Raw genomic sequence first — 21,537 nt, forward strand, 5'->3', positions numbered from 1 at the left:
CATGCCGCATACACCGCCGACGTCTGTTCCGCCCACAGTGCCCAATACCTCAGCGGAGAGCAGCGTCTACTTCGACGGCCAGTTCTGGGTGCTGGTCCTGACCATCACTTCCGGTGGCCACGTGTACGCCGCCCGCCAGATACTCGGCGCCCTGCCCAGCGACGCCGAGCTGTACGCGTGGCTACTGGCCCACGGCGGACAGCTGATCGACGCCGCACTTGCCGGTCCCGGAGTGCAATCCACCTCCCGGGGCGGGCCGCAGCGCGTCAATCCCAAACGCGCCGCCCGCCAGGCGGCCAAGCAGGCGGCCCAACACGCGCCCTCGACGGCCTCGCAGGAGGCCTTGGCACGCGCCCGAGAACAGCAGGCCGCCACGCGAGCGCAGGCGTCGACCGCCGCACGACGTCGCCGTGAACAGGAGCGCTATGAGCAACGTCGGATTCGGGCTAAACGCCGCCACCGGGGTCACTGACCTCCGGTTTGCTCCGGCAAGTGGGCCACCACCGCGAGCTGAAGCGGAAGCCGGTCGCGCAGCGCCGCATCGCTGAAGCGGTATCCCTCCGCACCTCGTTCCATGAGCTCGGGCCAGCGGCACCAGGCGGAGAAACGGGTCTCGGTCACCTCGTCGATGACCAGACCGGCTTCGAGCAGCGCGGTGAGGATCTCGCCTACGCCGTGATTCCACTGGTGGCTGACCGTATGGGTGATGGTGGGCGACCCGTCGGCGGCGGCGACGTAGGAGCCCTCGTCCTCCCAAGTCATGGGTTCAGTGCGTTGGAAGTAGGGCTCGTGAAGCGTCAGGCCGTGGGTGGTGTCGTCCCCCACCGCCTGCAGCACAGGGTGGTCGTCGCGCAACACCAGGCGGCCCCCGGGCCGCAGCAGCGAGGCGACCACGCGGGCCCATGCCGCCACGTCGGGCAGCCAGCACAGCACCCCCAGAGAGGTGTACACGAGGTCGAAGTCTCCCGTGAGCGCCTGACGGGCGTCATAGACATTGGCCTGCACGAAGTCGATGTCGGCGCCGGCGCGCTCGGCAATGGACCTAGCGCGGCGCAGGGATTCCCCCGACAGGTCTAGCCCCACCACCCGGCGGGCGCCCAGACGGGCCAGGCTCACCGTGTCCAGACCGAGATGGCATTGCAGGTGAACTACGTCCAATCCGTTCAGGTCGCCCAGGCGCTCGCGGTCCGGGGCGATCTCCGCGGTGATGGCGGTCGGGGAGGCGAGCAGTTCATCAATGCCGTAGCCGCTGGCCTCGTGTAGGGCCGCACGGTCATCCCAGTTGGCACGGTTGTCGGTGAAGCGACCGGCATGATCGGCCAAGTCGGCCCGGACGGCGTCGTTCATGGCGCCAGTGTCCCATGCCCGCGCGATGTGCGGCCGGGCGCCGTCGAGTCAGCGGGCGCCGGTGGGGACGGTGCCGGTGACGCGCCCGCCCTCCACCAGCACCAGCCACCGGGAGACCGTGCGCGCCCGCGCCAGGGCGTCGGCGGCCGGTTGCCCGGTCATCTGGGTGGTGACCGCGGCCGCCGGCAGCACGGTGCATACCTGGCCGACGGTGACGGCGGTGGCGTCGGGCAGGCCGGATCGCTCCAGCTCGGCCAGGGCGGGACCGTCCAGCGTGCCCAGAATCCGCGCGCCGTCGGCCACGAGCACCAGCCCCGCTCCGGCGTCGAGCTGCTCACGCGCAGCGACCAGAGGTGTTTCGGCGCCGACGACGGCGACCGGCCGGGCCAGGGCGCGCAGGTCGAGCCGGGCGGCGGCGCGGGTGCCCCGCCCCAGGCCGAGCACCCGCCAGGAGGTGGTGGCGATGGGCCAGGCGACCATAACTGCCAGGATCAGGCTGAAGGAGTCGGGCCGTGCGCCGGCCAGCAGCGGCGCCAGCACCCAGCGCCAGGCGATACCGACCACGACGGCAAGCCCGCCGACGGCGGCCACCCGCTGGCCCATTCGACGCCGGCCGCTCAGCTGCTCGACCAGTGCGGCCAGCGCATGGCCGCCGTCGAGTGGCAGCCCCGGCAGGGCATTGAAGACGCCCAGGGCGAGGTTGACCCAGGTCAGTGCCCACGCCGCCACGTAAACGGGTGCGGAGGAGGCCCGATCCAGCAGGCCGTGCCCGACGGCCCACAGGGCCAGGTTCACGGCCGGCCCGGCCAGGGAGGTGAGCACGTCCTTCCAGGGGCGCCACCGGGACGACGGGCCGAAGCTGGTGCGTCCGCCCCACAGGTACAGCTCGTAGCGCACCGGCCTGCGCCCCAGCAGCGCACCGACCGCCCCATGGGCGAACTCGTGACACATCACACTCACCCCCACGCCCAGCACCGTGGCCGCCACCGTTCCGAGCACGATGGCGGGGCTATATCCGGCCAGTGCAGAGGACACCAGCGGATACCAGCTCCCGGCGATGAGCAGGCCCAGCAGCAGCGAGGTGGGGGCGACCACCACGGGGGCACCACCGAGCGTGAACAGCGTCCAGGAGTCCGAACGGCGTCGGGCAGCAGATGCAGTCATGCCCCGACCCTAGCGGCGGTGCCTATGGGAGCACCGCCGCCGTCCACAGGACCCGCCCGGAGCAGGGCGTCACGTCGACCTGTGGATGCACGGGCTGCTCGCCAACATTGATGTCGGCCGACGGCGGTAGGTTCGCACCGTGAGTGAGCAACCAGACCGCCCCGACGCAACCCCCGCTGCCGCACCCGCCGAAACGCCCGCCGCGGGTCCCGCCGTCGGCGTGCGCCCCACGGGCCCCGGCGGGAGCGCCCGCCGCCGCGGTTCGGGGCGTACGGCGCTGTCGCCGTCGCGGGCGAAGGACTTCATGCAGTGCCCGCTGCTGTTCCGCCTGCGCACCGTGGACCGCCTCCCGGAGCCCGGCTCCCTGGCCACCCACAAGGGCACGCTCGTACATGCGATTCTGGAGCGCCTGTACGACCTGCCGGCCCGCGAGCGCACCCGCGAGGCCGCCCTGGACATGCTGCCCGGACAGTGGGAGACGCACCGGGAGAAGCATCCGGAGGTCATGACCCTGTTCCCGGACTCCGCCGCGATCGATCCCTGGCTGGACGAGGCCAGGACGCTGATCAGCGCCTACTTCCAGCTGGAGAACCCCACGCGTCTGGAGCCGGCCGAGCGGGAGCTGTTCGTGCAGACCGAGACGCGCGACGGGCTGCTGCTGCGCGGTTTCGTCGACCGCCTGGACGTGGCCCCGGGCGGCGCCATGCGGGTAGTCGACTACAAGACCGGCCGCTCCCCCAGCCCACGCTTCCAGGAGGATGCGCTGTTCCAGATGCGCTTTTACGCCCTGGTGCTCTGGCGGCTGCGCGGGCGGGCTCCGGCGCGCTTGCAGATCGTCTATCTCAAGGACGGCCGCACCCTCACCCACGATCCGCGCCTGCCGGAGCTGGAGGCGACCGAGACCAAGCTCGCCCACATCTGGGACGAGGTGGAGGACTGTGCCGCCGCCGGCGAGTTCGCCCCGCGCCGCTCCCGCCTGTGCGACTGGTGCGCCTACCAGGCCCAGTGCCCGCTGTTCGGCGGGACCACCCCCGAGCTGCCCGCCGACGGCGTCGCGCGGCTGCTCACCGCCCGGCGCGCGCCTACAGCCCGAGCCTGATCCGGCCCCGCGTCTCACAAAGTGGTATCCCCTTGGCATGAGGCCACCGCCCGCGCCTACGATTCCGGCCACCGCTGCCGACCTCAGTCGGTGACGGTCATCAACCCCTCCCCTGCACGGAAGAAAGCACTCATGAGCTCCCAGATCGCAGCCCGCAACCTTCGCGCCCGGCGCGGAGCGTGTTGCTGCATGCTCGACCTGGCCAGGGCTCACTGAGGCAGCAGCACCCAAATACAGCACACTCGAGCGAGTACGTAACCCTGCTTCTTCCCCCGGCCCACCGGCGCAACGGCACGCGCCGGTAGGCATCCCTGGCCAGGCCAAAGCCCAACCCCCATCACAGTCGCGGGTGGGCCACGCCTGTGGCCGACGGCGTCATCGCGCCGAAGCAGTCGCCCCACCTGCGTCCTTGACCACAGATTGCAGGCCGCTCTCCCAGCGGCCCGGACAGTCGGACAAAGGACCTCCATTGATATTCACCGGACTACTCGTCGGCGGCGTGCTCGGACTCGTCCTCCAACGCGGCCGCTTCTGCATCACCGGCGCCTTCCGAGACCTTTGGGTCTCCGGATCCTGGCGGTGGATGACCGCCTTCCTGCTGGCCATCGCCGTCCAGGCCGTCGGCGTCACCCTGCTTACGGCTACCGGCGCCATCACCCCCGAGGTGCCCACGCTGTCGGTCGTAGCGACAGCGGTCGGCTCTCTACTGTTCGGCGTCGGCATTGTGCTGGCCGGGGGCTGCGCCACCGGCACCTACTACCGCGCCGGAGAGGGCCTGGTGGGGTCCTGGTTCGCGCTCATCGCCTATGCCGGCACGGCGGCGGCTTCGAAGACCGGCGTGCTCGCCCCGGTGACCACCTGGATCAAGGGCCTGTGGACCACGCAGCTGACCACGATTCCCGCCGCCTTCGGGCTACCCGACTGGGTCGGCGTGCTCGCACTGGTGGCGGCAGTCGCTCTTCTGGTGCGTTGGCAGCTCCGGCTTGCGGCGGACCGGCCCGCCGTACTACAGCTGGCTCCCCAGCGCACGGGCCTGAACCACCTGCTGTTCGAACGCGCTTGGAACCCGCTGGTGACCGGCGTGCTCGTCGGACTCGTGGCGATCATCGCTTGGCCGACCTCGTGGGCCAGCGGCCGCCACGACGGGCTGGGAATCACCACGCCGTCGTCGAACCTGGTCGGCTGGTTGGTGACCGGGGATGCCGACCGGCTCGACTGGGGCGTGCTGCTGGTGCTCGGCATCCTCCTCGGCTCCCATCTCAGCGCCCGCGCCTCGGGCGAGTTCCGCGTCCGCGTACCCTCCGCCACCGTCATTCGCCGTTCGATCGCCGGTGGGCTGCTCATGGGCGTGGGCGCGGCCTGGGCCGGCGGCTGCTCCATTGGCAACGCCCTGGTGCAGACCTCCCTGCTGTCCTGGCAGGGCTGGACCGCGCTCGTCTTCCAGGTGCTGGGCGTGGGCACCGCCGCGTACGTCACCCTTATCCGCCCACGCAATCAGCGGCGTGCCGCGCGCGCAGCAGCGGCCTCCGCCGCCTCCTCCGAGCGCCTGGGTGAGTCCGAGGCGGCAGGCGCACTCGCGAGCCGCTGACCACGCACCCCCCGTCATCCCATCCTCATTCACTCATCGAAAGGACCCAGTCATGCGTACCGTGTTGGAGACCGAGGGCCTCGTCTGCCCCTTCCCCGTTATGGAGGCCGAGGAGGCGATGGCCGATCTGGAGATCGGCGACGAGCTCGTCATCGCCTTCGACTGCACCCAGGGCACCCAGTCACTGCCCGCCTGGGCGGCGGACAACGGTTACACCGTCACCGAGTTCACCAAGACCGGCGAGGCCTCCTGGACCATCACCGTCCGCAAGTGAGTCGGAGGGCGCCCCGCCACCCGCCTCCGAATGTCAATCGAGGCGAGTGACGGGGCGCGCCGTCGGCGGCCTGCCCGGTATGGCGCCGACGACGCCATACGGTTGGGCCATGGAACACAGGCGGCTCGGGCGCACCGGATTGCGCGTCTCGGCGGTCGGCCTCGGCACCATGACTTGGGGCCGGGACACCGACGAGTTGGAGGCCAAGGACCAGTTGGAGATCTTCCTCGACGCCGGCGGCACCCTGCTGGACACGGCTGCCTCCTACTGCGAGGGCGCCTCGGAGGAGGTGATCGGCGGTCTGCTCGCCGGGACGGTGGAGCGGCGCGACGTGGTGCTGGTATCCAAGGCGGGTGTGCGCACCTGGCGCACCGGCGCCCGCTCGACGGCGGCCGATGCCTCTCGCGGCACCCTGCTTGACACGCTGGATGACTCGCTGACGCGTCTGGGCACCGACCACCTGGATCTATGGCTGGTGCAGGTCCCCGATGCGACCACTCCGTTTGAGGAGACCGCCGACGCGCTACGAATCGCCGTCGCCAGCGGCCGCACCCGCTACGTGGGGGTGTCTAACCACCCCGCCTGGGCGAGCGTGCACCTGGCGGACCTGCTGCGTGAGGCCGGCGGGCCGGGGCTGGCCGCCGTGGAGGTGGAGCACTCGCTCCTGGCACGCGGCATCGAGCGGGAACTGCTGCCGGCGGCGGCGGGCCTTGGCTTCGGCGTGATCGGCTACGCCCCGCTGGGACGCGGAGTATTGACCGGCAAGTACCGGGCCACCACTCCCCCGGACTCCCGCGGCGCCTCCCCCCACCTGCGCTCCTACGTGGCCCCCTACCTGGGTGAGTCCCATCGCGGGGTAGTCGAGGCGGTGGCGACGGCCGCCACCGGGTTGGACCGCAGGCCCGTGGAAGTGGCCCTGGCATGGGCGCGCGACGCCGCCGGGATGGCCTCCACCGTGGTCGGGGCGCGTACCCCCGCCCAGTTGCGCGGCGCCCTGGCCGCCGAGGACCTGGACCTGCCGGCGCAGATCCGCCACGTCCTTAACGAGGTGACGGCGCCGGAGGTCGGCTACCCCGAGCGCTTCTGACACTCGGCCGGAACGAGAGTTCGAACGTGACCGGCTGCCGGGACCGCGTTGACGCGTAGGTTAAGCCATCCTAACCTGCCTCTGGTCGTGGTTGCCGAGGTCCGTCCGACGGCACGGAAGCAGTGACACAGGAGAACGCTCATGCCGAAGAAACTCAAGAACAGCATCCTCATCCCCCTGATCCCGGCGGCCTTGAGCCTTCTGCTCGTCATTGGGGTGCTGACGGCCTTCTCCGCATGCGGGCCGAAGGATGACGGCACCTGGATGCACTGCCACGACTGTCAGAACGCGGTGGCCGCCGGCGGAGCGGGTCTCCTCGTGCTCTTCGGCGCGTCTGCCTGGGTGAAGAACCCTCCCCTCCGGATCGCGCTGCAAGTCGTCGCCACCGTTGGCGGCGTCGTCGTGTTCCTCATCCCCGGCGTCATCTGCCCCTTGTGCATGATGCGCACCATGCGCTGCTACACGGTTTTCCAGCCCTTCGTCAGAATCATGGCGGTGCTCATCGTCGGCTCCGGCATCGGCGCGCTCATCGGATCGCTGCGGACGACCGGGCCGAGCGCCGCCTGACTCCTCCGGACGGCGACGCGGGCGATGACCGCAAGAATGACCACTCACAGGACCAGCCTCATTGCCTGCGTGGCGGCCCTGCTCGTGCTGACCGCGGCGCTGCTGATGACTGCGGCGGCATGCCAGCAGCGGCGATCGAGCTACCAGCAGGCCGTGCGCCTGTCCGCATCCGGTAACGCCGCAGAGGCCTACCGGATCTTCGATGGGCTCGGCGACTACCGCGACGCCGCGGAGCGGGCGGCCGCACTGGCCCAGGCCGACCCCGCCCTGCCCTACCGGGACTCCCAGAAGGGCGACGTCATCGCCTTCGGCGCCTACGAGCAGGATGGCGACGCCGCCGACGGCGCCGAGCCGGTCGAGTGGTTCGTGCTCGACCGGATAGACGACCGGCTGCTGCTACTGAGCGTCGACTGCCTGGCCTCCCGCCGGTACAACGCCGAGCCCTTCGCATCCGTCACCTGGGAGGACAGCGAGCTGCGCACCTGGCTGAACGACGCCTTCCTCCAGGCCGCCTTCAGCCCGACCGAGCGGCAGATCATCCGGGCCACGCGGTTGCGGAACGACGACCAGTCCGTGGTCGGCACCGACGGCGGCGTGGACACCACGGACCGAGTTTTCGCGCTCAGCCACACCGAGGCACTGATCTACCTGCACGACGACGCCGACCGGGACTACCTGGGCAGGGCGGCCGCCTCCGACGCTGCCGCGACCGGGCAGGCATATGTCGACGCGGACGGGATGGCCGACTGGTGGCTGCGCTCGCCGGGCGGCTACCCCTACGCCGCCCAGTACGTCTCCACCACCGGGGAGACCGCCGAGGCGGGTGCCTACGTGGACGCCGAGTACGGGGTGCGCCCGGCCCTCTGGATGGACGTGTCCGAGGCCGGTGACGGCGAGCCGTGAACCGTAGCCTCTCCCTGCGGACGATACCGCTGAAGAACCTGAGCGCGCATCCGGCCCGGACGGCGATACTACTGGCCCTGGTGCTCGTCCAGGCGGCATGCGTGTTCAGCGGGCTGCTGCTGGTGCAGAGTCTGCGGCAGGAGGCCGCCCTGGCGGAGCAGCGCCTCGGCGCCGACGTGCTGGTGTATCCGACCGCCGCCATGAACCGGCTCTACCAGGATCAGCTGCTCATGCAGGGCACCCCGGTGGAGTGCTACCGGCAGCGCTCCACGCTCTCCCGCCTGTCCGCCAACGATGACATCACCGCCCTCTCCTACCAGCTGTACCTGTCCGACACGCGGGCGGACGGCCAGCGGGTCTGGATCGTCGGCTTCGACCCGGAAACGGACTTCGTCATCTCCCCCTGGCTGGCCGAGGGCGCCGACTTCACGCTGGGCGACGGCGTCGTCGCGGTCGGCCCCGAGGTGGACGCCGCGGCGGCGTCCGGCCCGGAGACGGTGGAGCTGTTCGGGCGTGAGCGGCCGGTGGCCGCGCACCTGCTACCCACCGGCTCCGAGCTGGACGGCGCGGTCTTCGTCACCATGAATACCCTGTCGGAGTTGATCGACGACTCGCTCGCCGCCGGCGTCGACACCTATGCCGATGTCGACCCGCAGCGCGACTACTCCGTCGCCCTGCTGCAGGTGGAGGACAGGCAGGACGTGGAGAGCGTGACCGCCTGGATCAACATCTACGTGCGCAGGGTAACCGCCGTGGGCGCAGACGCGAGCCTGACGTCCACCGCCAATGACATCGGCGGGCAGACGGCCGTGCTCGCAGCGGCCGCCGCCGGCACCTGGCTGCTCCTGCTGCTCGCCCTCGCCGTCGCCCAGTGGCTGCTTTTGCGCGAGCGCGAACCCGAGCTGCGCGTGTGGCGCGTGATCGGCGCATCGCGCCGGACCTTAAGCCGCGTAATCATGTCGGAGGCCGTGCTCGTCTACACGGCGGGCGCCGGCGTCGGCGTGCTGGTCGCCGCCCTGTTGTTCATCGGGGCGGGCGGGAGCCTGCTGGCCGAGGGCACGGCGACGCCGGCGCACATGCTGTCGGCGGCCGGGCTCACCCTGCTGGTCACGCTCGGCACCGGGGGCCTGAGCACCGGGCTGGCAACCGGATGGGCCGCGCGCAGGAATGACCGACGGAGGCCACCGGCCGGATGAGGAGACGAACGCACATGCTTTCACTGAACAGGCTCCCGTGGCTCAACCTGCGCGGCTACCCCGCCCGGACGGCGGCGCTGGTCGCCATCGCGGCCCTAATGTCCAGCGTGCTCTTCGGCGGCACGCTACTCGTCCGGGGCATCCGGGAGGGCCTGGAGACCACCCGGTCCCGCCTGGGGGCGGACATCCTGGTCACGCCGACGGAGGCCGCGAATGAGTTCGACGCCCAGAACGTCCTGGTACAGGCCGAGCCGGGCTACTTCTACATGCCGGCGGACACGCTCGACGCCGTCGCGGCCGTCCCCGGCGTGGAGGCCACCTCGCCGCAGCTGTTCCTGGCGTCCGCCAAGGCGAGCTGCTGCTCGGGGCACTACCAGATCATCGCCTTCGACCCCGGCAGCGACTTCGTCATCCAGCCCTGGATCACCGACACGCTCGCGGATGCCGACCTGGGCCCGCTGGGCATCATCGTCGGCAGTAACGTCGCGCTGACCGACGGGGACGACTTCCGCCTGTTCGACAACGACTACCACGTGGTCGGGCAGTTCGCGGCCACCGGCTCCACCCTGGACAACGCCATATACACCGACTTCGACACCGCCAAGGTACTCATCGCATCCTCCGTCGCGAAGGGACTGAACAAGTACGGCGACGTCGATACCGACAACGTGGTCTCCTCCGTCCTGGTGCGGGTCGCACCCGGTCACGACGCCGCGGCCGTCGCCGCAGACATCGCCAGCCAGGTCGACGGGGTCAGCGTCGCCACGTCCGCGAGCATGGTCGCGGGTATCACGGACAGCCTCGACAGGATCTCGGACACGGTAGGGATACTCGTGGGCGTTGTGTGGGTGATCGGCCTGGTGATGACCGTCCTGGTGTTCGGCATGCTGATCAACGAGCGCAAGCGGGAGTTCGCCTGCCTCGTGGCGATGGGGGCGGCCCGCGGCACGCTCTCAAGGATCGTGGTGCGGGAGTCGGTGGCTGCCAACCTCGGCGGTGGGGTCCTCGGCGTCGTCATCGCGGGTGTCGGACTCGGGGCCTTCAGGGGCGCTGTTTCTCAGGGCCTGAACGTCGGCTTCGTGCTTCCCGGACTCGGCGCGCTGGCCACACTCGCGGGCCTCGCGCTCGCTGCGGCGATCCTCGCCGCCGGGATGTCCACGTGGATCGGGGTCCGCATCCTGAATCGGATGGATACGAGCCTACTGCTGCAGGAGGGCGAGTGACATGGAGCTGAGAGCAAGGGAGTTGGCGAAGGACTTCTCCCGGGGACGGAGCCGCCGGACATTCACGGCGGTGCGGCCGGTGGACCTCGAGCTGGAGGCGGGAACGCTCACGGTCATCACGGGTCGCTCCGGCAGCGGCAAGAGCACGCTGCTGAGCATGCTGGCCGGGATGCTGACGCCCACCGCCGGCAGCGTCATGGTCGGCGAGGAGAATCTGTACGCCTTGGGTGAGGCCGAGCGCTCGCGGCTGCGCAACCGGAGAATCGGCCTGGTGCCGCAGGGGCACACGGCCCTGCGCAGCCTGACGGTGCTGGAGAACGTGCTGCTTCCGGCGGTCCTGTACGGCCGCGCGGAGCCCCCGCAGCAGCGAGCGGAGGAGCTGCTGGAGGCGGTCGGCCTGGCCGAGCTGAGGGAGGCCCGGCCCAGCGAGCTGTCGGGCGGCGAGCTGCGGCGGATGGCCGTGGCCAGGGCCCTGCTGCTGCAGCCGCGAATCGTGCTGGCCGACGAGCCCACGGCCGGACTGGACGGGGAGAACACCGTGGCGGCACTGGAGCTGTTGCGTGAAGCGGCGAACGCCGGGGCGGCGGTGCTGGTGGTCACGCACGAGAGCGAGGCGGACCGGTTCGCGGACCGGGCCTTCACCATGGGTGGCGGGAGTCTGTCCCCGCAGGCCGATCAGCCCTCGTAGTCGTCGTCGACCTCCCGGTCGTCGTAGTCGTCGTAGTCGTCCTCGTCCACGTCTTCGTCGTCGTAGTCGTCCTCGGCACCCTCGTCCTCGTCGTCCTCCGCCTCATCGTCGTCCTCGTCTTCATCGGAGTCGAAGGCGTCGAAGGGCAGTTCGATGCCGTAGGCGGTGAACAGGGCGTCGTCGTAGGTGAAGAAGGCGTCCTGGAGGGCGTCCTCCGCCGCGACAACGGCCGGGGACGTCTCGTCACCCGTCGCGGCGGCGTCCAGGTGCGCCTCGAAGGCGGCAATGAGTCGGTTGAGCGCGGACCGCGGGTCATTCGTCATGTGGGCAAGGATACCGGCTCAACCGTGGGCCGCGTCTACCGCCAAGGCCACGATCTAGTTCAGCCCGCGGCGCCGCAGCAGCGGTTCGATCTTGGGGTCGCGGCCGCGGTAGGCGCGGTAGGAGACGAGCGGGTCGCGGGAGTCCCCACGGGAGAGGAACTCACGGCGGAAGCGCTCCCCGGCCCGGCGATTCAGGCCCAGGTCGCCGCCGCGGCCGCCCTCGCCGTCGGTGCGGAACCATTCGGTGGTGTCCGCGTCCATGACCTCGCTCCAGATGTAGGCGTAGTAGGCGGCCGCGTAGCCGCCGCCGAAGACGTGGGCGAAGTAGGTGGTGCGGTAACGGGGCGGGACCAGGGCGTCGTCAATGCCGGCGTCGGCCAGGGCGGCGTGCTCGAAGGCCTCGACCGCGGTCACGTCGTCGGGCACGTCCTGTGCCTCCAGGGTGTGCCAGGCCTGGTCGAGCAGGGCCGCCCCCAAGTACTCGGTGGTGGCGTAGCCCTGGCCGAAGGCGCCCTGGCTGCGCAGCTGCTCGGCGAGGGACTGCGGCAAGGGTGCGCCGGTGTCCACGTGGCGGGCGTAGGAGGCGATGACCTGCGGGTGCAGTGCCCACTTCTCGTTGACCTGGGAGGGGAACTCGACGACGTCGCGGGGCACGTTGGTGCCCGACGCGCTGGGCCAGCGGGTATCGGCGAACAGTCCGTGCAGGGCGTGGCCGAACTCGTGGAAGGCGGTGATGACGTTGTCCCAGCTCAGCAGCGTCGGCCCGGATTCGGGCTTGGTCAGGTTCAGGCAGTTGATGACCACCGGCCTGCGGCCGGTCAGGTGGCTCTGCTCCACCAGGGAGTCCATCCAAGCGCCACCGTGCTTGCCCTCGCGGGCGTAGTAGTCGCCGACGAACAGTCCCAGCAGGGGTGCGGCATCGCCCTCGCCGTCACGGACCTCCCAGACGCGCACATCCGGGGCGTACATGTGGGCGGCCAGGTCGGGACGCTCGTGGAAGCTGATGCCGTACAGGCGGGTCGCAGCGTAGAAGACGCCCCGTTCGACGACGTTGTTCAGCTCCAGGTAGGGGGCGAGGGTGGCGTCGTCGACGCCGAAGCGTTCCTTGCGCTCGGCCTCCTCGTAGCGGGGCCAGTCGGCGGGGCCGAAGCTCTCCCCGGGTTGGGTGGCCGGGTCGGCGGCCATGCGGGCGGCGTAGGTTTCGGCATCGCGGCGGGCGTTGGCCATGGCCGGGGGCACCAGGCGGGTGAGCAGCTCGTTGACGGCCTGGCTGGTGCGGGCCGCCGACTCGGCGGCGACGACCGCGGCGTGGTGGGGGTAGCCGAGCAGCCGGGCGCGCTCGGCCCGCAGCCTGGCCTCCTCCAGCACGAGGGCCCGAGTGTCATGTTCACCGGACAGTCCACGGCCCAGCGACCGGTTCAGCAGGGCGACGCGCTCGGCGTGGGTGGCGGTGGTGGCCAGCGCGGGAGTGGCAGTGAAGTTGGCGACGCCGGCGGCGTGCATCGCGTTGGTGGTGAGAGTGGCGAAGCGGGTGGACAGGGCCGTCAGCCGGGCGTTGATGGCGCGCAGCCGGTCCGCGTCCGGGCCGGTCAGGGCGACGCCGTCGCGTTCGAACTCCTCCACGGCCAGGCGGATGTAGCGGGCGGTCTCGGCGTCGATCGCCTGACCGTCGGCGTCCACCGGGGTCCGAGCGGGCGTGGCCTGGGCGGCGGCACGCACCTGTTCGTCGAGGGTCTTGAAACGCCGGTAGATGCGCGCATCCAGGCTGTAGGCGTCGTCGTGGGCGGCCAGGTCGGGGGCGAGGGCCTCCTCCAGCGTGTCCAACTCGGGGCTGTCGGTAGCAGAGGTCAGGGCGTACAGCACGGTCAGGGCGCGGGACAGCAGTTCGCCGCTGCGTTCGACGGCGGCGACCGTGTTCTCCACGGTCGGCGCGGCGGGGTTGGTGGCAATCGCCTCCCACTGGGCACGCTGAGCCGCCATACCGGCCCGTACCGCCGGCTCGATGTCCGCCGGCGAGACGGCGCCGAAGTCGGGCAGTTCCAGGTCGAGCTCCCAGGGGCGGGCGAAGGGGTTGGTTTCGGGGAGTGCGTCCGCCGCAGCGGGATCGGCCTGAGTCATGGGACTCATCCTGCCACGCGCTCCGGCCCATCCCAGGGAGCACCGGACGACGGCGGCTGCGTCCCGGGGTTCTTAGAGGCCGAGCACGCCGGGAACGTCCGGCGGGAAGAAGCCGGGCCCCTTGAGGACCTTGCCGTCCTCCCGGTAGATGGGCCGACCATCCGCCCCGAGCTTGGACATGTTGGAGCGCTGCACCTCGGCCAGCACCGCGGCCAGGTCGATGCCGGTCTCCAGCGCCATGCCGTAGATGACGTAGACCAAATCGGCCAGGGCGTCGGCGGCCTCCACCGTGTCGCGGGTGCCGTCGTCGGCTGCGACGGCGCGCCGGTAAGCGGCCTCGACCTCGCCGCGGGCCGCCTGCCCATAGACGGCGCCGATCAGCTCACCGAACTCCTCGGCGATCAGGCTCATGCGCATGTGCAGGCTCTCGCGGTCCAGACTCGGCCCATCCGTCCGGATGGGCAGCCCGTAGGTGGAGTGGAAGCGGCGCACCAGCGCCTCGGGGTCGTCGCCCTCGCGCTCACCGACCGGGTCGGCGGCCACCAGTGGCGTGGCGGCGCCGTGCGTGTGCGAGGAGCCGGCCACCTGCCCGCCGACCGTGACGGGACCGTCCCAGGGGGCGGCGGGGCGGCGCGGGTCGGCGGGCAGGAGCGTGCCCACCCACCCGTCGTGCAGCACGCCGTCGTTGGCGAGGAAGGAGCGCACTCGCCCCTCACGGCGGAAACCCAACCCCCAGGCGACCCGCCAGGACGCCCAGTTCGGCACGCCGTCGTGAATGTCGCAGCGCCAGCGCAGGGCGACGGCGTGCAGTGGGCCGTCCGAGTGAAAGGCCGTGTCGATGAGCGCGCGTGCCGCCCGAGAGACGGTGCCGCGACCGCGGGCCTCGGGAGCGAGCCAGTAACCAATCTCCCAGGCGCCGTCGGCCTGTCCGGAAATGCTCATCATGCCCACCAACAGGGCGGAGCCGTCGGCGGCGACCTCGCGCACCGCCCAGGTCAGGTCGTTGCCGGCCTCCCAGCCGGCCCGCACGATGCGGTCGATGAAGTCCTGCGCCTGCGCGCGGGTGTAACCGCGCGGGACGGTGGTCCACTCCTGAATGTCGGGATCCTGGCAGATCTCCGCCACCCGGTCGACGTCGGCGCTGGTGGGAACAGACAACAGGAGCGCGGGCAGGTTGGCGCCGTCGCGGGTCTCGGCGGGCACGCGGATCTCGAAGGGCTGCATGCGGCGAGCCTACCGGCGCCGCCTGCACGCGGGCAGGCGGTCAGGCCGCGGCAGTCCGTCCGACGGCGTCGAGCCGGCGTTCAGTGGATACGACTAAGGGCCACGACCTACCGGCCGCGGCCCTTCGAGCGGGTGTCCGAGGGGGGACTTGAACCCCCACGCCCTTTTAGTCAGGCACTAGCACCTCAAGCTAGCGCGTCTACCTATTCCGCCACTCGGACTTGTGGTCACCGCCGCAGGGCACAGGCCCGCATTGCTGACTGAGGAAAGTTAACACGCTCCGGGCCAAGGCGGGCAAATCCGTCCCGGGTGCCGTGCATCACAGGGACGCGACGGTGATACGGGTACCCAGCGACAGCGATTCCCCCGGCGCCAGGCGCACGGCATTATCGCCCACCACGGCACTCTCCACACACAGCATGGAGGCGAACTCGTCGTCATCCAGGTCCGTCAGCGCGGCGGCGCCGGCGCTCCACGGGTTCCACACCACGGTGTTGGCTGCCCCCACACCGATCACGCTCACTCGGCGCCCCAAGGCCGGGTCGGAGAGTGTGACTGGGGCGCCGGAGGCGTAGACGCGGTCCGTCTGCCCGGTGATACGCAGCGGGCCGTGTTGCACCTGGCCGGCCTGGCCGGTCACCTTGTCCAGATAGGTGGCTCCCTCCAGGCCCGCCACTTCCACAGCGGTCACGTCCCCCACCGCCAGGTAGGTGTGCAGAGCGGCCTCCACCGGTTCGTCCGCCCCGGGACCGCCGGTGCGCCGCAGGGACAGTGATAGGCCCAGCTCCTCCCCCACGTCTACGGAGTACAGGGCGGCGATGCCGTCACGCTCGAGTGCGAACAGGGCCTGCACACCGCCGCCCGGCCGTGACTGCACGCTGGACAACTGCCAGGGCGAGATCCGCCCCCACCCGTGGGAGGGGCGCCGATCGCCACTCACACCCGCCCCGAACCAGGGCAGACACAGGGGGACGCCGCCCCGGATCGGGGCCGCGCCGTCGAAGATCGCCCGGCGCGAGGTGAAGATGACTGGCCTGCCGCCGCGCGGCGTCCAGGCGGTCAGGTGCGCTCCGTGCAGGTAGATCTCAGCACTGCCGGCGGGTGCGTCGATCAGCAGTCGTGGCTGACCTCCCCGGCCCGGGGTCAGGGCGGTGGTCCGCGGCAGGCGGGGGCGTGTGGCGTGCGTGCTCATGGGTGCCACGCTAGTAGTCTGAGCCGCGTCCGCGAGCGAGAGCGAGCCGAGAAAAACATGCATGTCACCGCCGGAGCCGGTCGCGAGGACCGTCAACTCCCCCTGCCCTACGCCCCGACCGCCGTCCTGTTCGATCTGGACGGCACCCTGATCGACTCTGCGCCGGCCATCCTGGCGGCACTGGAGTTGGCCTTCGACGAGTTGGGCCTGCCGAAGCAGACGCCGGCGGAGCTGATGCGCTTCGTCGGCCCGCCGCTGGTGGACGGCTTCCGACTTAACGCCGGACTGACCGGCACGGCCAACGCCGAGGCGGTCGCCACCTACCGGCGCCACTACCGCGATACGATGCTCGACTCCCCCCTGTACGACGGCGTGGCCGAGTTGGTGCGTGCCCTGCATGCCGCCGGGGTGCCGCTGGCGGTGGCGACCTCAAAGCATGAGGGCTACGCGCGCGAGATCCTGGAGCACGCCGGTCTGCTTGACTGCTTCAGCGCGGTCAGCGGGGCGGCCGCCGGGGACCTGGGCGGCCGGAAGGCTCAGGTCATCCACGCCGCCATTGAGCGTCTGGCCGAGGCGGGAGCCGACGTCAGCAGACCGGTGCACATCGGCGACCTCGATCACGACGTCGCCGGCGCCCGGACGGAGGGCATCGACTGCATCGGGGCCCTGTGGGGATACGGCAACCCGGAAATCCTGCGCGGCGCCAAAGCCCTCGCCGCCGCCCCGGCCGAAGTGGGCGCACTGCTCGGAGTGGAGGTTTGAGATGGCGGACGCTATAGACAAGCCGGAGCAGGCCGAACCCGCGCCCCCGCCGGAGCCGACGAGCCAAACGGAGCCGCAGCGGCCGGAATCGGACTCGGCGCTGCACCACTTCACCTCCCGGCTGCGCGAGGGACGCGATGTGCTGGGCCGCACCATCGACCGGGCCGAACGCGCCCGGCTGGACGCGCGCGAGCAGCAGTTGCGCTATGAGGGCGCCTCCACCGCCGACGCCGCGGACACAGACGGCGAGGCGGCAGCCGGTGCGCCTCGCCCCTCGCCGCTCAACTCGCTGCCCTCCTGGCTGGTGCGCGGCGGGCTCGGGGCCTGGCTGCTGCTGGGGATGATCATCATCATCGGCCTGGTGTTCTTCGCCACCTCCCGGGTGGTCCCCGTGTTCGTGGGCGTGTTCATGGCGCTGGTGCTCACCTCGATCCTGCAGCCGCTGGTGAACCTGTTCGCCCGGGTCATGCCCCGCTACCCGGCCACCTTCCTGGCGCTGCTCACAGCCCTGGCCCTGGTGGTGGGCATGGTCACCTACGTGGTGACCTCGGTTACCAACCAGTGGAACACGCTGGCATCGCAGTTCTCGGACGGCGTCGACACGATCGTGGACTTCATCGTCAACGGCCCCCTGCCGCTGGACCTGACCCAGCAGGAGCTGATGGGGCGGCTGCAAGACCTGCTGCGACAGGGGCAGAACTATCTGGCGAACAATGCCCCCACCCTGGCTACCGAGGTGCTGTCCAACGCGGGCACGGTGGTGAACATCTTCGCGGTGCTGGCGCTGGCAATCTTCTCAACGATCTTCTTCCTGGCTTCCGGCGGGCGCATGTGGCGGTGGTTCCTCAACGAGTTGCCGGCCCGCATGCGCGAGGATGTCCACCACGCCGCGGGAGCCGGCTGGTACACCTTCGCGGGTTACGCCCGCGGCACCGTGCTCGTGGCACTGACCGACGGGATCATGGCGGGAATCTTCCTCCAGGTCATCAGTGTGCCGCTGGCCGCGCCGCTGGCGGTGCTGGTGTTCATCGGCGCCTTCATCCCGATCATCGGTGCACCGACGGCGATGATCATCGCCATGGTGGTGGCGCTGGCCTCCAAGGGCTTCATCACCATGGTCGTCGTGGGCCTGGGGGTGGCCGGTATCGGCCAGATCGAGGGGCACATCCTGCAGCCGCTGATCATGGGGCGGCAGGTGTCGCTGCACCCGGTGGTGGTCATCATTGCCGTGGCCGTGGGCACCTATTCGGCGGGCCTGCTCGGCGCGATCGTGGCGGTGCCGCTGGTGAGCGTGGCCTGGTCGATGTACTCCGAGCTGCACACCAAGGACGCGCCGGTCGTCGGCGAGCTGCCCGCCTACACCGGCGACAAGGACTGAGCGACGCGCTGATCGCCCAGCTGGCGCGACCGCCTCAGCACCAGTCGCGGCTGCCCGGTGAGGTGACTCCCGGCAGCACCTCCAGGTGCTCGGCTACCAGGGCGGTCACGCCGTCACCGGACTCGACCATGCCCCGTGCAACGAGGGCTGCGGCCCGCCGGCCGACGTCGCGATAGCGGCGCCACATGCCGGCGGGACAGATGACATTGAGCAGGCCGGTCTCATCCTCGAGGTTCAAGAAGATCGTGCCGGCTGAGGTGTTGGGGTGCTGCCGGTGGGTGACGAGCCCGGCCACCCGTACTCGGCGCCCCGACTCGTGGTGCAGGACCTCCGCGACGGTGAGCACGCCGGCGGCGGTGAGCCGGTCGCGCTGAAAGACGATGGGTGAGGCCTCCGTGGAGACCCCGGTCAGGCGCAGGTCGGCGTCCTGCCGCTCCCGGGCGGTCATGTCGGCCAGGCGTGGAGCGCGAGCGCCGACGGCGGTACCGGGCAGGGGCGGCTGGTACCAGGCGGTCCGCTCGCGGCCGACGGCATGACGCTGCCCGTACTCCTGGGACAGGGCGCCGGCCGCCCACAGGGCCTCGCGGCGGGCGACACCAAGGGAGGCCAGGGCTCCGGAAGCGGCCAGTGCTTCAAGACGGGAGCGGCTCAGCCGCACGCGGCGGGCGAGGTCGGCGACGCCGGTGTAGGTGCCGTGGGCGGTGCGCTCGGTGACGATGGCGGCGGCGACGTCGTTCCCCAGCCCCTTGATGGGGGCCAGGCCCAGGCGGACGGCCAGGTCGGGGTGAACATCGAGGGGGCTGAGGGCATTGGGGTCGGCGGGCGGGGCGGCAGCGTCGTCCTGGGGTTCGACGCAGGCCTGCTCGCGTGAGGCGTTGACGTCGGCGGGCAGTACCCGCACGCCGTGGCGGCGGGCATCGGCGACCAGAGTCTGTGGGGACCAGAACCCCATGGGTTGGGCGGCGAGGATACCGGCGTAGAAGTCCTCGGGCTTGCGGACCTTCAGCCAGGCGGAGGCGTAGACCAGGTAGGCGAAGGAGAAGGCGTGCGATTCGGGGAAGCCGAAGTCGGCGAAGGCGCGGAGCTTGTCAAAGATGGTCTCCGCGGTCTGGTGGTCGATGCCTCGTTCCTGCATGCCGCTGACTAGCCGCTCATGCAGGGCCTCCATGCGTTCGACGGAGCGTTTGGCACCCATCGCCTGCCGCAGCGCGTCGGCCTCGGCCGGGCTGAAGCCGGCGGCGTCGACGGCGATCTGCATGAGCTGCTCCTGGAACAGCGGAATGCCCAGGGTCTTGGCCAGGGCGGGCTTGAGGGACTCGTGCAGGTAGGTGACCTCCTCTCGGCCCAGGCGGCGACGGATGTAGGGGTTGACGGCGTCGCCCTGGATGGGGCCGGGCCGGATGAGGGCGACCTCGACGACGATGTCGTAGAACTTGCGCGGGCGCAGGCGGGGCAGGGTGGCCATCTGGGCGCGGGACTCGACCTGGAAGACGCCGACCGTGTCCGCGGCGCTGAGCAGCCGGTAGACGGCCGGGTCCTCCTCCGGGAGCGTGTGCAGCCCCCAGGGGCGGCCCCTCTGGGCGGGGCGCAGGACTCCCCCGGTGGCGAGGTCGGGCACCGTCTCGCCGCGCTCGGCAAGACTGGTGAAGGCCAGTCGCAGCGCGGTCAGTTCCCCCAGTCCCAACAGGTCGAATTTGACCAGGCCCGCGGCGGCGCAGTCATCCTTGTCCCATTGCAGGACGGTGCGCCCCTCCATGGCGGACCAGCGCACGGGGCAGACCTCGGTGACCGGGCGGTCGGCGAGCACCATGCCGCCGGAGTGGATGCCCAGGTGCCGGGGCAGGCGCAGCAGGTGCTCGGCGACGTCGAGGACCTGCTCGGGAGGAGCATCCGCTGCGGGGCCGTCCTCGATGCGAACCTTTCTCCAGTGGTAGGACATCCGGGAGGCCCAGGCGTCCTGCAGTCCGGCGGGGTGGCCAAGTGCCCGAGCGGCGTCGCGGATCGCGGAACGGGGCCGGTAGGAGATGACGTTGGCGACCTGGGCGGCGTAGTCGCGCCCGTAGTGGGCGTAGACGTGCTGGATGACCTCCTCGCGGCGGCAGGCCTCGATGTCGAGGTCGATGTCCGGGTAGCCGGCCCGCCCCGGGGAGAGGAAGCGTTCGAAGAGCATGCGGTGGCGGACGGCGTCCACCGCCGTGATGCCCAGGGCGTAGCAGACAGCCGAGTTGGCGGCGCTTCCCCGCCCCTGACACAGGATGCCGGCGCTGGCACAGAAGTCGACGATGGAGCGGACGATGAGGAAGTAGCCGGGGAAGCCGAGGGATTCGATGACGTCTAGCTCGTGGGCGAGGATCCTCCAGGCCTCGGGGTCCTCCGCCTCCGTGCCGTACCGCGCCAGGGCACCGCGGCGGGTGAGCTCCCGCAGCCAGGTGGCGGGGGTGTGCCCCGCGGGCACCTCCGGGTCGGGCAGGCCGGGGGCTACGAGGGCGAGGTCGAAGGCGAGGTCCCGGGCGATCTCGGCGGCGGCGTCGACGGCGTGGGGCGCCCGACGGTGCAGCCGGGCCATGTCCTGTGGGCCGCGTAGCCAGCGGCCGATGGCGGGCAGGTATCCGCGGGCGTTTTCGAGGTCGGTGCGTAGCCGGGTGGCGGTGAGCACGTCTGCGAGATGGGAGTCGGCCGCGCGGGCGCAGCGCACCGCGCCGGTGGCGACGAGTGGGAGGTGGTGCTCGGAGGCCAGCTTGGTCAGGACGGCGGTCAGGGCTGCGTCGGTGGGGCTGCCGTCAAGACAGATCTCGACGGCGACGCCGTCGTGGCCGAAGAGGTCAACCAGGTGCCCGAGGGCGGTGTCGGCGGCGGCGGGGTCCCAGGCATCGGGGCGATGCGGGTCGCCGAGGGCACGACGCAGTGGCCCGTTGACAGTGCCGGTGAGGACCAGGCAGGTCGAGTGCAGCTCGTCGGCCAGGATCGGCAAACGGTGAGCTGGATCGGTACGGTGCCCGGCGGCGAGATTGTGGCGGGAGATGGCGGCGCACAGGCGGTGATAGCCGAGTGGGCCACGGGCGAGGATCGGCAGGTGGGCGCCGTCTTCGAGGGTGAGTTCGGTGCCGTGAACGGTGGGGATTCCGTGGGCACGGCCGGCCTGGGCGTGGCGGACGATGCCGGGCATGCCGTCGTGATCGGTCAGAGCTAGGGCTTCCAGACCGAGCTCGACGGCGGCGGCGACGAGGTCCTCGGGCTCGTTGGCGCCGTCGAGGAAGGAGTAGGCGGAGTGAGCATGTAGTTCGGCATAGCGATGGGTTCCGGTAGTGCCTGCCGGCCCCGCCGTACCGGTGAGGGCCATGGTGCCGGCGGGCATTTGCGGGAGCGCACCGGAACCGCGGCCGCCGATGTCGGTATCGAGACTC

Annotated in this window: 19 protein-coding genes and 1 tRNA gene; 12 read left to right on the forward strand and 8 right to left on the reverse strand. The window is 71.0% G+C overall.

Going from position 1 to position 21,537, the window contains the following annotated elements:
* The first annotated feature begins 1 nt into the window (after position 1).
* Entirely contained in the window at positions 2-472 is a 471-nt protein-coding gene (locus tag ACGLYG10_RS12395) for a YjdF family protein (protein ID WP_073332506.1), read from the forward strand.
* Here the strand turns inward: ACGLYG10_RS12395 and ACGLYG10_RS12400 are convergent.
* Positions 466-1,347, reverse strand: a complete 882-nt coding sequence (locus ACGLYG10_RS12400; protein ID WP_073332509.1) for a class I SAM-dependent methyltransferase — start codon at positions 1,345-1,347, stop codon at positions 466-468. The two genes, ACGLYG10_RS12395 and ACGLYG10_RS12400, sit on opposite strands and share 7 nt — an antisense overlap.
* Positions 1,348-1,395: 48 nt before the next feature.
* Positions 1,396-2,511: a site-2 protease family protein gene (locus ACGLYG10_RS12405; RefSeq protein WP_073332511.1), complete on the reverse strand. Its 1,116-nt coding sequence runs from the start codon at positions 2,509-2,511 to the stop codon at positions 1,396-1,398.
* A 277-nt stretch (positions 2,512-2,788) separates the two neighbouring features.
* On the opposite strand from ACGLYG10_RS12405, the gene ACGLYG10_RS12410 reads away from it, so the two are divergent.
* The 9 genes from ACGLYG10_RS12410 to ACGLYG10_RS12450 all read left to right on the forward strand — a co-directional run bounded on the left by ACGLYG10_RS12410 (position 2,789) and on the right by ACGLYG10_RS12450 (position 11,136).
* A complete protein-coding gene (locus ACGLYG10_RS12410) occupies positions 2,789-3,610 on the forward strand; it encodes a RecB family exonuclease (RefSeq protein WP_073332747.1) in 822 nt (273 codons plus the stop codon).
* A 469-nt stretch (positions 3,611-4,079) separates the two neighbouring features.
* A complete protein-coding gene (locus tag ACGLYG10_RS12415) occupies positions 4,080-5,198 on the forward strand; it encodes a YeeE/YedE family protein (protein ID WP_073332514.1) in 1,119 nt (372 codons plus the stop codon).
* Between the two features lie 52 nt (positions 5,199-5,250).
* Entirely contained in the window at positions 5,251-5,472 is a 222-nt protein-coding gene (locus ACGLYG10_RS12420) for a sulfurtransferase TusA family protein (protein WP_073332517.1), read from the forward strand.
* A 109-nt stretch (positions 5,473-5,581) separates the two neighbouring features.
* A complete protein-coding gene (locus tag ACGLYG10_RS12425) occupies positions 5,582-6,559 on the forward strand; it encodes an aldo/keto reductase (RefSeq protein WP_073332519.1) in 978 nt (325 codons plus the stop codon).
* A 141-nt stretch (positions 6,560-6,700) separates the two neighbouring features.
* Entirely contained in the window at positions 6,701-7,126 is a 426-nt protein-coding gene (locus ACGLYG10_RS12430) for a DUF4418 family protein (protein WP_073332522.1), read from the forward strand.
* Positions 7,127-7,162: 36 nt separating this feature from the next.
* Positions 7,163-8,029: a DUF6273 domain-containing protein gene (locus tag ACGLYG10_RS12435; RefSeq protein WP_073332524.1), complete on the forward strand. Its 867-nt coding sequence runs from the start codon at positions 7,163-7,165 to the stop codon at positions 8,027-8,029.
* Positions 8,026-9,225 (forward strand): ABC transporter permease, encoded by a 1,200-nt coding sequence (locus tag ACGLYG10_RS12440; RefSeq protein WP_073332527.1) that lies wholly within the window; start codon positions 8,026-8,028, stop codon positions 9,223-9,225. The genes ACGLYG10_RS12435 and ACGLYG10_RS12440 overlap by 4 nt, the downstream gene beginning before the upstream one ends.
* 14 nt (positions 9,226-9,239) lie before the next feature.
* Positions 9,240-10,448, forward strand: a complete 1,209-nt coding sequence (locus ACGLYG10_RS12445; RefSeq protein ID WP_073332529.1) for an ABC transporter permease — start codon at positions 9,240-9,242, stop codon at positions 10,446-10,448.
* Between the two features lies 1 nt (position 10,449).
* On the forward strand, positions 10,450-11,136 hold the full coding sequence (locus ACGLYG10_RS12450; protein WP_073332532.1) for an ABC transporter ATP-binding protein: 687 nt from the start codon (positions 10,450-10,452) through the stop codon (positions 11,134-11,136).
* Here ACGLYG10_RS12450 and ACGLYG10_RS12455 read toward each other — a convergent pair.
* The 5 genes from ACGLYG10_RS12455 to ACGLYG10_RS12475 form a co-directional block, all read right to left on the reverse strand.
* Entirely contained in the window at positions 11,124-11,459 is a 336-nt protein-coding gene (locus ACGLYG10_RS12455) for a DNA primase (protein ID WP_073332535.1), read from the reverse strand. The genes ACGLYG10_RS12450 and ACGLYG10_RS12455 overlap by 13 nt on opposite strands.
* A 54-nt stretch (positions 11,460-11,513) precedes the next feature.
* The gene (locus tag ACGLYG10_RS12460; RefSeq protein ID WP_073332537.1) at positions 11,514-13,586 is read right to left on the reverse strand and encodes a M3 family metallopeptidase; all 2,073 of its coding nucleotides are present in this window, start codon (positions 13,584-13,586) and stop codon (positions 11,514-11,516) included.
* Positions 13,587-13,649: 63 nt separating this feature from the next.
* Positions 13,650-14,801 carry a bifunctional GNAT family N-acetyltransferase/nucleoside triphosphate pyrophosphohydrolase family protein gene (locus tag ACGLYG10_RS12465; RefSeq protein WP_073332540.1) on the reverse strand — a complete coding sequence of 384 codons (1,152 nt, stop codon included), beginning with the start codon at positions 14,799-14,801 and terminating at the stop codon, positions 13,650-13,652.
* 133 nt (positions 14,802-14,934) lie between these two features.
* Positions 14,935-15,022: transfer RNA gene (locus ACGLYG10_RS12470), tRNA-Leu, on the reverse strand.
* Positions 15,023-15,120: 98 nt separating this feature from the next.
* Positions 15,121-15,993 carry a D-hexose-6-phosphate mutarotase gene (locus ACGLYG10_RS12475; RefSeq protein ID WP_073332542.1) on the reverse strand — a complete coding sequence of 291 codons (873 nt, stop codon included), beginning with the start codon at positions 15,991-15,993 and terminating at the stop codon, positions 15,121-15,123.
* 57 nt (positions 15,994-16,050) lie between these two features.
* On the opposite strand from ACGLYG10_RS12475, the gene ACGLYG10_RS12480 reads away from it, so the two are divergent.
* Positions 16,051-16,755 carry an HAD hydrolase-like protein gene (locus ACGLYG10_RS12480; RefSeq protein ID WP_073332545.1) on the forward strand — a complete coding sequence of 235 codons (705 nt, stop codon included), beginning with the start codon at positions 16,051-16,053 and terminating at the stop codon, positions 16,753-16,755.
* 1 nt (position 16,756) lies between these two features.
* Positions 16,757-18,133 (forward strand): AI-2E family transporter, encoded by a 1,377-nt coding sequence (locus ACGLYG10_RS12485; protein WP_073332547.1) that lies wholly within the window; start codon positions 16,757-16,759, stop codon positions 18,131-18,133.
* A gap of 34 nt (positions 18,134-18,167) precedes the next feature.
* On the opposite strand, the gene ACGLYG10_RS12490 is transcribed toward ACGLYG10_RS12485, so the two are convergent.
* Positions 18,168-21,473 (reverse strand): error-prone DNA polymerase, encoded by a 3,306-nt coding sequence (locus ACGLYG10_RS12490; protein WP_073332750.1) that lies wholly within the window; start codon positions 21,471-21,473, stop codon positions 18,168-18,170.
* Between the last annotated feature and the right edge of the window lie 64 nt (positions 21,474-21,537).

Source organism: Actinomyces glycerinitolerans (assembly GCF_900098745.1).
Classification (GTDB): domain Bacteria; phylum Actinomycetota; class Actinomycetes; order Actinomycetales; family Actinomycetaceae; genus Actinomyces; species Actinomyces glycerinitolerans.